Raw genomic sequence first — 12,382 nt, 5'->3', positions numbered from 1 at the left:
AGTCAGTGCTACTCGCCAAGTGTTTCGTCGAAATCTTGGCTGCTATGCTCCAACACAGCCGTTAATGAGAAATCTCCGCCGTAAGCCAGCAACTGCGCTCCCATTGCGCGGTACTGTTTAATCAGTTCAGGTGTTCCGGCAGGAATGCCCCAAGCGATGCCGTGCCTTCTGGCTTCATCGGCAACTTGGGCGATGGCTGCATCGAGGCTAGTCTGTGTCTCGTCTTCACTCTGGCTCAGGCGTAGCCCAAGATCTCCCGGACCAACGAAAAGCGCGTCTACTCCCGGCACAGCCGCAATCTCTTCGACGTTCTCAAGTGCCTCCGGTGTCTCGATTTGAATCGCGATGAAAGTCTCTCGATTGGCATCGTCGGTATAGGTGCTGTCTGGACGCCAGACGCCAAGCCCGAAATCGCCATCCAGACCGGCACCGTCCATACCACGATTACCTACAGGAGGAAATTTCACAGCGTTCACAATGTGCTGGGCATCCGCCGCATCTGAGATTAAGGGCATCATCAAACCGGTTGCGCCATCTTCAAAGTAACGATAGAGTCGCGTCCGTTCTTGGGTGGGAGGTCGCACCATGCAGTCGATATCGTTGTGATAGCATTGTCCCAACAGGCTCTGCACCTCACGATCGGTCATCGCTCGGTGCTCCAGGTCCAGCCAGATGACATCATAGCCAAAATGGGCGGCGTAACGCACAAAAAACGGCAGATAGTGTCCCAAGCCACACACTCGTGCGCATCGGTTTTGGCGAATTTTCTTTAGGGTTTTGCTATTTCTCATATTTCCTCTCGTTCAGGTTTTAATCGTGTAGTACTGATTCATATTTTGCAAGTTTAGCAGTCATGAGTAAAGATGGACTGGACGAGCCAATCCGTTACGTCGGGATATTGATCGAGATCTAAGACAAATTCTTGTCCTGGCCCCTTGCGACATGCATAGGCGTATTTATCATTTTGATTCCAGTTGTTGTTAAGATCGGGAAAGTGGGTAAGCGGGCACTTACTCTCATCAGGGTAGAAACACCGAGGCAGCCGCCAATCCGTCACCTCTGACCCCTCCGGATCTGTCAGAACTAACCGTTCATGAAAATTCGGGAATAGGCCCGCGCCCGGTTTTATTGGTCCATTGCCCAAGTCCAATACTTCAGACGCAATGTATAGTGTGTTGTTTGGGTAGGGCTCGGGGTATTGTAGGTATTGTAGATGAGGATGGTAGCGCGTCCATGAAAGCTGGTCCTGCGTCAGTTCATTGACCTTGTGTATTTCTCCAATCTGAAGCCAACCCCATAGGATATGTTGTCTAGAAGCGTCTTTGACAAAGCACCACTTGCCAGAAGTTTTTTTAACCTTTTGGAAGAGTCCGAAAAACAGAAACAGATCGCCAATTTGCACACCCTGGTCGCTTAGATGGGTTTGATGTCCCTTGCCCTGACCAAACAGGGGTTGCCAACCTTTTTCACGTGGGTAAGCTTCGTAGTTAATGTCTGGGTCCAAGTGGGCGCGAGACTCGGGAGCAATCCTGTTTTGAGGCTGTCGTCTGCGGGTGAGATTCTCGACTATCTCCCCGATATTCATATCGCCATATCTAATGTCATCGTATCTAATGTTTGAGTCGCAGTCAGGTATCGGCAGGGAACACAGCTTACCATTAGGGAAAATAGGACTGGGACAACGACCGTTTTCTGTATCAAATCCCTTCCTGCTGAGAATTAGTTTCATGTTTGATGTACTCCTTATCGTTGAAGTAAAAGAACAAGTCAATCCCGTTCTCATAATATAAAACGATTCTCATGCCGAAAATATACCCAAAAACAAAAAATCCCCAATTATTTTTTTCATTCTAATAATTGGGGATTTTTAGAAACGTAATGAGACACTCCAAACTGGTGCGGTTAGGATGCCGCATCTACCGGTCTCCCGTTTGGTAGGCGCAGTTGGAAACAGCGTCTACCAAACACCGGGAACGAAAATGTCTATTTATTTTTAGAATTCACTATAAATAAGCGTAGCATTGAAAAGTCCCCAACCAAAAACACTGATGATTGGATGATAGGTTGTTTTCCATTATAACCGATTGCTGTAGCGAAAAGGGACTAAAATTTTTGCGGTGTTTTTTATGCCTGAAAACCCTCTATGAAAGCTGCGACTTTTTCGTTGCGGAATTGGACGGACTTTGCTATGATACCCGAAACTAAAGCCGAATCTTGACATACTCCCCGCCCTAAAGGACGGGGATTCTTTTGATGTCCCTGTCCGTTAGTTTTGGGAATTGCGCTATCAACAAGGATTGCCATCCGAAGATGGTCTTACGTCCTCTCCGTCGAGGGTTGATGCCCCAACCCTGTAGATGTTAATTGCAGCGTTTCTATCACGGTCGTGTGTCGTGCCACAATCGCTGCATTGCCATGTTCTATCACGCAGATTCAACGAGTCATTGACAACCCAACAGACTGAACAAGTTTTACTTGAAGGATACCACTTATCAATGAACGTGATTTTTACACCCTTTTTCGCTGCAATGTATTTCAACTTCACAACGAAATCGGCAAAGCCTAAATCACTGACCTTACGTCCCCAAAGGCGTTTCATGCCTTTAAGGTTCAAATCTTCAAGCCGTATCTCATCGTATAGGTCTGTGAGTTGATGTGCAAGTTTCCAGTGGAAGTCCTCCCGTTGTCGTTCAATCTTGCGATGCTTCCGTGCTAAGTCAAGCCGTGCACGTTCACGGTTCTTTGACTTCTTTTTAGTTTGTGAATGGTTACGACTTGCACGTTTAATAGCGCTGATGCTGCGTTTGAAAAACTCAGGTGAGTCTATATCATGTCCATTATGACCGGTGAGATACCGTTTGAGACCGAAATCGAAGCCTGCGATTTTACCCGTCATGACTCGATGGAAGTCAGGTTCTTCATAGTCTGTTAGGATAGTGATATAGACATCGCCGATGGCATCCCGTTTGATTGTGCAACGTTTCGGATTGCCTGGCACATCACGGGACTTGAAATATTGGTAGATTCGCTTGCCAATCCGAATCTTGTTGCCCGGCAGAAGTTCCCAACCCGCTTGTAGCAATGTGAACGACTTGTATTTACGACGTGGCTTAAAGCGGGGACGACCCCACTTCTTGCCAGCAGCACGGGCTTCAAACATAGCCTTGTAGCCTTTGTCTATAAGAGCCACCACGTCCTGTATCGCTTGGCTTGGCAGTTGATGCCAATGGACGAACTTGGCAAGCCGTTTCAGTTTAGAGATATGGTTTATCAGTCTAAACTTGCCGATATACTTGCCATATATCGCATAGTAACGACGTTGAAGCGCAACGCAGTGATTCCACACATGAGCATGACCATCTATGGTCTTGTGCAATTCACGATTCCCGTGATTGCTATACAGTTTGAACTTGTAGGTCTTCATGGTAGACTAGCTTTCTGGCTCTCATATCCTGTTTCAAAAGGGTGTGGGGACCACCACCGAGCGGTGGGTTGAAACGTCCCCACGAAAGCCAAAAAAGTTATACTATATTTCACCTACAATTTCAACCTTTTTTGACTATCAACCGTATTAGCCGTTCTGTATCCCCGCCCCCGATAAATCGGGACGAAGACGCATAAATGACGGGGTTTTAGAACGGAAGATTTTGATAAACCTATTTTTCAGACACATCGGAGGACTCAATGCGACAAAAGATTAGCGGTACAGGCGGAATGATCCTAGTCAAAATGCTCAAGGAATGCGGGGTTGAATATCTTTTTACCAACCCCGGCTCGGCAGAAACAGGACTCTTTGCGGCTGTTGCCGAAGATGGGGATTTGAGGATTGCTATGGCAAAACATGAGGGATTGGTCTCGGCCATGGCAGATGGATACCATCGCACTAGCGGCAAAGTAGGCGTAGCTATCGCCCACGTGACCGGCGGTTCGCTTCAGATGGCGGGTCAACTCTACAACGCCCAGATGGCAGGTTCGGCGGTGGTTGTTATCGCTGGAGATTGGACAATGGAGGTTCAGGATTTCCGAGGGTTAACCCCCTTTCCCGGCCTGAGTCAGGCAGAACTGATGCGCGGTGTGACTAAAGAGGCGCGTTGCGCTTATCAAGTTAGCTATCAGCCGGAGGCACTTACGTTGGCGACAGCGAGGGCGATGCGGGAGGCGACGAACCCACCAACGGGTCCCGTTTTTATCTCAATGAACGCGAATTTGCTCAATCAGGAGGACCTTGAGGCGGAGATTGGGGAAGGGGCAGGGTATCAGATTGAAGGTCCGGGAGCAGCACGACCCCAAACAATCGAAGCGATTGCCCGAAAACTCGGTGAGTGTGGCTGCCCTGCCCTGATGTTCGGCGATGATGTCTGGAATCAAAACGCACAAGACGAAGCCGTACAATTAGCGGAATTGCTCGGTGCACCAGTTTTGAGTAGTCGGCAAACCAGTGCCAACTTCCCGACCCATCATCCACTGTCCTGCGGTGGCTATCCAGTAGAAAAGGAATTCTCCGAAGTAACAGGGCTGCAACCCGATCTCCTATTCATGGTGGGTTGTCGAGGGCTTCATGGATCTGCGGAGGAACCGACTGTGATGCAGATTGGTCCCAACCCAACGTTGATGGGACGGCACTATCCGCTCGATCTAGCTGCCCAATGTAACCTAAAAGATACCCTGCCCGCACTGTGTGAGGCAATATCCAGCATGTACGGAACTGATACCACCGAGTTGTGGCGCAACCAACGCGCCAAGGTCTCAACTTACGCAAAACTCCTGCTTGAGCGTGAGGAAGCGGTGGTGCGGGAACATGCGGACGACGATGTGATTCATCCTAGTCTGCTAGAGGCACAGATGGCGACGCTTCTACCGAAAGACTCGATAATCATTGGCGAAAACCCAACCGCCCGAACAACACTATTGCCATTTGGACATCAACAAATGTGGCGATTCGGTGGTGGCGGTGGCTCGCTCGGCTGGGCAGTCGGCGGTGCGGTTGGTGCGAAGATCGGGATTGGAGACGAAAGACCCGTTGTCTTAAGCATCGGCGATGGTTCGCTTACCTATAGCGCAGCAGGGTTCTGGTCTATGGCTCGTTACAAGACCCCCGTGTTGACAATTGTTTCTAACAACGAAAGCTATCAAGTTGTACGTATAAACTGGGCGCGAGAAATGCCGGACAGTCAGATGGTGCAGGAAGGCAAATACCCCGGACTCTTCCTCGGAGGACCGTCGATTGATTATGCTGGGCTCGCTCGGTCTCAGGGTGTCGATGGTGAACGTGTCACCGATCCGTCAGAGCTGGGGGCAGCACTGAAGCGTGGAATTGACTGCATCCTCAAAGAAAATCGACCCTACCTACTTGATGTTGTTGTAGCACGAGAAGGGCTTGGACATGAGTCTGAATGGCATCAGGGTTGGCAGATGTAGAACAAATTTCCGCGTGCTGTGTAGGAGGAAAAATATGCGTTTTGGCGTGCAGTTAGGTGCTTTGGCTTTCTCAGCGATACTGGCTATATCGCTCACAGTTGTTGCCGATGAGGAAGTCGAAGAGGTTATGATGCTAGAAGAGGTTGTGGTTACGGCCCAAAAGCGTGAGCAGCGATCTTTTGACGTGCCGCTCTCTATTTCGACGCTGCAGGGCGAAAAATCCGATGCCTTGCGTTCATCTGGCATGGATGTGCGCTTTTTGTCGAATCGTACCCCTAGTTTGCAGATGGAATCCTCGTTTGGGCGTGTATTTCCGCGCTTTTACATCCGCGGCTTGGGCAATACGGACTTTGACCTCAATGCCTCGCAGCCGGTTTCCGTTCTCTACGACGGGGTTGTACTTGAAAATGCCTTGTTGAAAGGGTTTCCTGCTTTTGATCTGGATCGGATTGAGGTGCTTAGGGGGCCACAAGGCACACTGTTTGGACGCAATACCCCCGCAGGAACTGTCAAATTTGAATCGGCGCGTCCCACCCAGACACTAGAGGGATATGGTCGGTTGAACTATGGACGGTTCAACAGCAGTAATTTTGAGGGAGCATGGTCTGGTCCAGTTATTCCATCTGTACTCGCCGCGAGATTTTCACTGCTTGTTCAGCAGCGAGGCGATTGGATAGATAACGAATACACAGACGAGGAAGATGGCCTAGGGGGACATCGGGACATAGCTGGGCGCCTACAGTTTTTGTGGACACCTACCCCGGACTTGGAAGCATGGGTCAAATTCCATGCCCGTGATCTCGACGGCACCGCACGTCTGTTTCGCGCCAATACGCTGTCGAAGGAGCAGGGAGATTTGGTGGAAGATTTTTCGCGTGACCGCATCGCACACGACGGACGCAATGAGCAGACATTGAGTACACAGGGCTTGGCAGCTGAAGTCCGTTATGACATAGGGGATTTCCAACTAGTTTCGTTGACAGGGCTGGAACGGCTCACCACCTTTTCGCGTGGAGACATTGACGGTGGATACGGTGCTGCTTTCAGTCTGCCGAGTGGTCCCGGCGTAATCCCATTTCCTTCTGAAACAGCGTCCGGCATTCCTGCGCTCCGCCAATTCAGCCAAGAACTCCGTCTGATGAGTACCGGACGGTACCGTCTCGCCTACCAGTTTGGGTTGTACTATTTCCGCGAGTTTGTCGAGATGGAAGATTTCAACTACAATACCTTCGCTAAGGGTGTTCAAGATGGGAAGGTACGTCAAGAGCAACTAGCCATTGCGCGAGCGGCGTTTGCGGCGCTGACCTTCCGATTGGTCGAAGATCTGGAACTCGGGGCTGGCTTACGATTGTCTAATGATACGAAGGATTATACAGCGTGGCGGATCGAAGCTCCCGCTGTCACGGAGGCGGGGCCCATCGGTCCCATCCACGAGACCCCTGAAGCCACGGTATTGAGCGGGGATCTGAGCCTACGCTATAAGATCGCACCGAGTGTGCAGACGTATGTCCGCGCAGCGCGTGGATTTCGCGCCCCCAGTATTCAGGGACGGCTGCTGTTTGGTGATGAGGTCACGGTAGCGGATACGGAGACCATTCTGTCTGTTGAGGGCGGCACAAAGTTGCGCCTGTTGGGACAACGCCTGCACTTGGATCTCGCTGCGTTCCACTACTTTATGCAGGATCAGCAGCTCACCGCAGTGGGTGGAGAGACCAATTTCAACCGGTTGGTGAACGCTGAAGGTACGATCGGCCGTGGCGTTGAAGCAGAGCTCGTTCTCGCACCGACCACAGCACTGGAGGTGACAGCCGGGCTTAGTTACAACCAAACGCGTATTGACGATCCGATTTTGGCTATACAGGGTTGCGGCGCACCATGTACGGTGCTGGACCCGCCCGGTTCGGCTGAAGGAACCTTTTCCATTGATGGAAATGGCTTACCGCAAGCTCCAGAGTGGATTGCAGATGTGACGCTGCGTTATGCGGTTGATCTTCCGGCAGGTATGCGCCTCATCGCCTCTACAGATTGGGCTTATCGCAGCCGCGTGCGCTTTTTTCTCTACGATTCTGTGGAATATGCCGATGATTGGCTCTTGGAGGGTGGACTCCGGCTTGCCTGTTTATTGCCATACGGCAACACAGAAATAGCAATTATAGGCCGCAACATTCTTAACGATATGTCTCCTACCGGCGGCATTGACTTCAACAACCTAACTAGCTATGTCAATGAACCCCAGTTTTGGGGACTGGAAGTGGTGCGACGTTTTTGAAGGGCACCACGGTCTTCCGCCAATCCTCCGAATCTTGGTTGTGAGAGATGTTTAACAAATCCTTTTTGCCAAACGCACTCTTTGAATTTGTTGTCATTTCCGATTCCCACTACATGCTCGATCCGGGCGGGACATCTCTCGAATTTGAGAACCGCCGGAAGCAATCTGCGCGGCGAGAAGTAGCCTTGCGCATGGTGGCCGCACTTGAGCCTCAATTCGTTGTGCACAACGGGGATATGGTTCAAGAATACCCCGACAATGTAGAGCGATTTTACAAATCAATGGATGAATCGCTTGAACAGATGCGAGCATGCGGTATTGAGCCCTACTATGTTGCGGGAAATCATGACATCGGTGATAAGCCCGATCCCACCGCACCCGCGTCCCACGTCAGTAGGGAGGTGTTGGATTGGTATCATCAGAGGTTCGGCAAGTCGTGGTATAGTTTCGATCAGGGGAATTGCCATTTTGTGGTGCTCAATTCGCAGATCATGAATGGTACACTCCCTGATGCTGCCGAGCAAGAGGCATGGGCGGAAAAGGACTTGGCTGAACATACAAAGAAACGCCTTTTCATCCTTCTACACATGCCACCCTATCTGTTCGATGAGACCGAATCTTCGATGGGGCATTACGACAATATAGCAAATCTCGCAAGAGTTTGGCTGCTCGATCTAGTACGAATTTACAAGGTCGAGATGCTCCTCGCCGGGCATGTTCACTTCGCCTTCTTTGATCACCTATCGGATACGCGATACGCGGTTTTAGCCTCCCCTGTCTTTACCCGCCCTGGATTTTCCTGCCTGTTTGCCGGTTCGCCACCGCCTGAACGAGGGCGCGATGACGCCCCTAAATTTGGGTTTTATCTGATGCGGGTGAGAGCGGACAAAACAGACATTCACTTTGTTCGGACATCTGGGGTTGAAGAGTTTCCAACAAAACCGGAAGAACGGCTCATCACACGGGTGAGCGGCACACTTCCTCACTCCCCACTCGGCATCACGCTGAGTCAGCCGTTGTCGACGACCGCCGAAATTCCACGCGCTTGGCCCGCTGCGATACGCGAGAAGGTGAGAAATGACTATCCCCTATTCGCATGCATGGAGATGGGGGTTGGATATGTCCGTGTACCACTTACCGATTTTCTAGACACCTTTCAGCGGAGGCGTTTGGAAATCTTGCGCAAAGAGGGCGTGAAGTTAGATGCCGTGGCCATTTTCTCCGAAGAGTTGGATATTTTGGATACGGTGCGCCAAATTCATCCAAGGATAGATGGGCTGGAAATCCAGATAGTCGAAACGCTTTATCCGTCGGAGAAATGTATTGAAATCATCAAAGCACTTCAGACAGATTTTGGTGTGTCCGTTACATTGTTACCGATTGTTTGTAGGGAGGCAACTTCAGGGAAACAGTTTCCCCGCTTTCGGCTGGGATACACTCCTCAGGAAATCCCAACCCTTAATCAATTTTTGGCGGTAAATGGAGTAGCAATTGATAGGGTTATTTGCAAGCTGGATACCGATCAATCGCTGTGTAATCAGATTCAGGAAATTGTGGGAATAACACCCTTCAGCCATATTTCTAATGTGGATTTCAGCCTTGAATTCGCCGCGACTAACAACCAAACCAACGCAAACTTAGCAGCGGAGGGGCTGTTTTCGATGGCGACGATACCGGGAAGCCGCATCTATTTTGAACCCCTCATCGATCTCGATCGCACGATGGATGTAACGCATGGTCTGTTGGACACCCTTTGTAATCCACGTCTTGCAAGCTATACTCTACAATCTCTCAACACGATTATGTTTAGCCGGTCGTTGAAGGTTTCAAAGCACTCATTTCGTCTTCAGCAGGTGAACGGTTTGAAGGCTTTACAGCTTTCGACCGACACTTCGACCTATACCCTGTTACTAGACAGCGGATCGGAATCCACAGTAAGCGAAGCGCTCAATGTGGAAGCATTCCTAGATATGAAAGAGGGCGAATCGCTGAAGGTCTACCAATTATCCAAGATTACTCTCCAAAGTGTAAAATTTCATGACGCTAAAAACTGCATTTTGACACCTGACCAAACTCCTATCCTCATTGAAAGTCCGTCAATTGATTATAGTGAATTCTAAAAATAAATAGACACTTTCGACCCCCGGCGGGGGTCTTGGTTGGTGCGCAGTTGGAAACAGTGCCTACCAAACAGGAGAACGGTAGGACGGTTTGCTAACCGCACCGATTTGAAGTGTCTCATTAATTCTAAGATCCACTATAAATGAGAAGATCTATCGAAAAAATCTTAGTGGCGTAGAACCACAAAGGTGAAATCTCATGAATGCTCTGTTATCTCCATTCCATTACACTCATTCGCCAACTCTACCCAAATTGCTCTGGGAATTGGGGTGCACGCTAGTGTTCAGCACCTACCAAGCGGGTAAGGTTATCTTTATCCGCGCCACAAGCCCGGAAACGATTGAGCAGCCTGCTTTGGACTTCCCTCGACCGATGGGATTGGCGGTTTCCGATCAGCGGATCGCAGTGGCTACACGGGAGGAGGTAGTGGTGCTTACCAATACTCCCGCAGCAGAAGATACCTATGTGCAGGAGAAAACTTACTTTAGCGGAGAGGTCGACACCCATGACCTCGCTTGGGGGAAGGATGGACTGTGGGCTGTCAACACCCTCCTTTCCTCCATGGCTTTGACAGACGAAAACTCCGATTTCGAGACCCAATGGCGTCCCTCATTTGTCAGTGACGTAACGCCGGAAGACCGCTGCCATCTGAACAGTATGGCCATAGTAGATGGTCAACCTGAGTATGTAACAGCGTTTGGGAGGGTGAACACCTTTGAGGGTTGGCGTGAGAACAAAGTGGCGGGCGGGATTCTGATGAATGTTCCCAGCGGCGAGATTGTGTTGGAAGGGTTACCGATGCCGCACTCACCACGGGTGTATGATGGGAAACTTTATCTGCTCCTCTCCGCGACTGGGGAGTTAGTGTGTGCCGAACCCGAAACGGGCAGATACGAAGTGGTTGCTCAGTTGCCCGGCTTCGTGCGTGGCATGGCACGTTGTAGGGACTATCTGTTCGTGGGATTGTCAAAGCTGCGAAAGACGAGTTCGACCTTCGCAGCACTGCCAATCTCCGAAGATGCGCTGTTCAGCGGCATCGTGGTAGTGTCTCTATCTGAAGGACGTATTGTTGAACACCTAAGGTATGAGACAGGTGTTGAGGAGATTTATGATGTGCAGGTTTTACCGGAGGGAGCCTCCATTAATCCCTCACAACCATCGTAATTCCCTATAGACTTTCTATCGGTTGTGCGTTTCCAAAAACGGGTTGTGGTCCATCAACCGGCGCAGCCCAACCTGCTGCATTAGCAATAACGCGTAGCACGTCCGGATTATGATAGATCGGGTAGGTTTCGTGTCCGGGACGGAAATAAAATATCTTGCCCTTGCCGCGGTGGTAGCAACAGCCACTGCGGAATACCTCACCGCCGGGGAACCAACTGACGAAAATCAGTGTGTCCGGTTCAGGAATATCGAAAGGCTCACCATACATCTCAGCGTGCTCAATCTCAAAGTATTCATCGATCCCTTCGACGATTGGGTGGCCATGCTCTATGACCCAGAGCCGCTCCTTCTCGCCTGATTCACGCCATTTGAGGCTGCACGATGTCCCCATCAGTTTGGTGAAAATCTTGGAATTGCCATCAAGAATGCGGACGTGCATTCTATCAACAACTTCGTCCGCTACCTCCCCATGCGCCCCGTGTCCCCACCAGATTAAAACATCCGTATTGGAGAGGACTGCTTCTGTCAACCCATGTTCCGGCTCATCTAATGTTGCGGTGTGCACCGCAAACCCCGGCTGTTCTTTAAGATAATTTCCAATTGCGTTGTGCATGCCGTCGGGGTAGATCTGTGCAATTTGCTCATTGGTCTTTTCGTGGCGATATTCATTCCATACTGTTACTCGAACTACTTTGCTCATATAACCGTTCCTTTACTGTTTATGAATCATCTTGGATCGCACTGATTTCATCTTTGGAGATCTTATGAACACTTTTCGGGTTAAACGTCTGTGTTGTCCCAGATCTCAATGCGACTTCAATCCTTCCGCCTGTCAATACGAAAAACTGAATTAGAAATCCACCGCCCTGCATTGATTCGACTTGATACTGATCCGTTTCTATTCCATCAACCCATGTCGGAAGTGTATCAGCAAACTCAGGGTGATCGAGCACTTCCTGCGGCAACGCAATAATCAGGGTGCCGGGCTCGTCCCCTGTTCGGGTGCTGACCATAAAACGCACAACCTGACCCGCATAATCAAAATCGCTCGTACCTGCACGTTCCGGCGGAACAATCCCCCATGTCAAATGGTGGATGAACGGATTACCGTAACCCTGACTTAGCATGTGGTCTAAGGCTTGGTTGTCTACCGGGTGGACAACAGCGACATAATCGAACCAACCGTTTCTTCGCTCTAGACTGTCCTCTGGCAATTGTGCCGAAACGTTGATATAGTCGCACTCATCTACCGGCGAGGGATAACAACGGGCATCCCAACCGGAGACATAGCCGAGTTTTTTTAATGGACCTGCGACAATATACGGCGGGTCACAAAAGATTGCGGCGTGATCCAGATTGGGATGCAGTTGAACCCCTGCTGCGGTGACTTTTTGGGCTACTTCTGATGCC

The 12,382-nt window shown here is 50.2% G+C and carries 9 protein-coding genes; 4 read left to right on the top strand and 5 right to left on the bottom strand.

Annotation, left to right across the window (positions count from 1 at the left end):
* Positions 1 to 8: 8 nt before the first annotated feature.
* The 3 genes from J4G02_14860 to J4G02_14850 form a co-directional block, all read right to left on the bottom strand.
* Positions 9 to 791, bottom strand: a complete 783-nt coding sequence (locus tag J4G02_14860; GenBank protein MCE2395850.1) for a 4-hydroxy-2-oxovalerate aldolase — start codon at positions 789 to 791, stop codon at positions 9 to 11.
* Positions 792 to 844: 53 nt separating this feature from the next.
* Positions 845 to 1,729: a hypothetical protein gene (locus J4G02_14855; GenBank protein MCE2395849.1), complete on the bottom strand. Its 885-nt coding sequence runs from the start codon at positions 1,727 to 1,729 to the stop codon at positions 845 to 847.
* A 558-nt stretch (positions 1,730 to 2,287) separates the two neighbouring features.
* Positions 2,288 to 3,424: a transposase gene (locus J4G02_14850; protein MCE2395848.1), complete on the bottom strand. Its 1,137-nt coding sequence runs from the start codon at positions 3,422 to 3,424 to the stop codon at positions 2,288 to 2,290.
* 260 nt (positions 3,425 to 3,684) lie between these two features.
* On the opposite strand from J4G02_14850, the gene J4G02_14845 reads away from it, so the two are divergent.
* The 4 genes from J4G02_14845 (at position 3,685) to J4G02_14830 (ending at position 10,972) form a co-directional block, all read left to right on the top strand.
* On the top strand, positions 3,685 to 5,418 hold the full coding sequence (locus J4G02_14845; GenBank protein ID MCE2395847.1) for a thiamine pyrophosphate-binding protein: 1,734 nt from the start codon (positions 3,685 to 3,687) through the stop codon (positions 5,416 to 5,418).
* A gap of 34 nt (positions 5,419 to 5,452) precedes the next feature.
* Entirely contained in the window at positions 5,453 to 7,687 is a 2,235-nt protein-coding gene (locus tag J4G02_14840; protein ID MCE2395846.1) for a TonB-dependent receptor, read from the top strand.
* A 47-nt stretch (positions 7,688 to 7,734) separates the two neighbouring features.
* On the top strand, positions 7,735 to 9,807 hold the full coding sequence (locus J4G02_14835; protein ID MCE2395845.1) for a metallophosphoesterase: 2,073 nt from the start codon (positions 7,735 to 7,737) through the stop codon (positions 9,805 to 9,807).
* A 199-nt stretch (positions 9,808 to 10,006) separates the two neighbouring features.
* Positions 10,007 to 10,972, top strand: a complete 966-nt coding sequence (locus tag J4G02_14830; protein MCE2395844.1) for a TIGR03032 family protein — start codon at positions 10,007 to 10,009, stop codon at positions 10,970 to 10,972.
* 4 nt (positions 10,973 to 10,976) lie between these two features.
* On the opposite strand, the gene J4G02_14825 is transcribed toward J4G02_14830, so the two are convergent.
* Together J4G02_14825 and J4G02_14820 are read right to left on the bottom strand one after the other, a co-directional pair.
* On the bottom strand, positions 10,977 to 11,672 hold the full coding sequence (locus tag J4G02_14825) for a ThuA domain-containing protein (GenBank protein ID MCE2395843.1): 696 nt from the start codon (positions 11,670 to 11,672) through the stop codon (positions 10,977 to 10,979).
* Positions 11,673 to 11,691: 19 nt separating this feature from the next.
* Positions 11,692 to 12,382, bottom strand: a 691-nt coding sequence (locus tag J4G02_14820; protein ID MCE2395842.1) for a hypothetical protein, incomplete at its 5' end; no start/stop codon positions are given.

It is taken from the genome of Candidatus Poribacteria bacterium (assembly GCA_021295755.1).
Lineage (GTDB): Bacteria > Poribacteria > WGA-4E > WGA-4E > PCPOR2b > PCPOR2b.
This window is presented reverse-complemented; position numbering and strand designations above follow the sequence as displayed.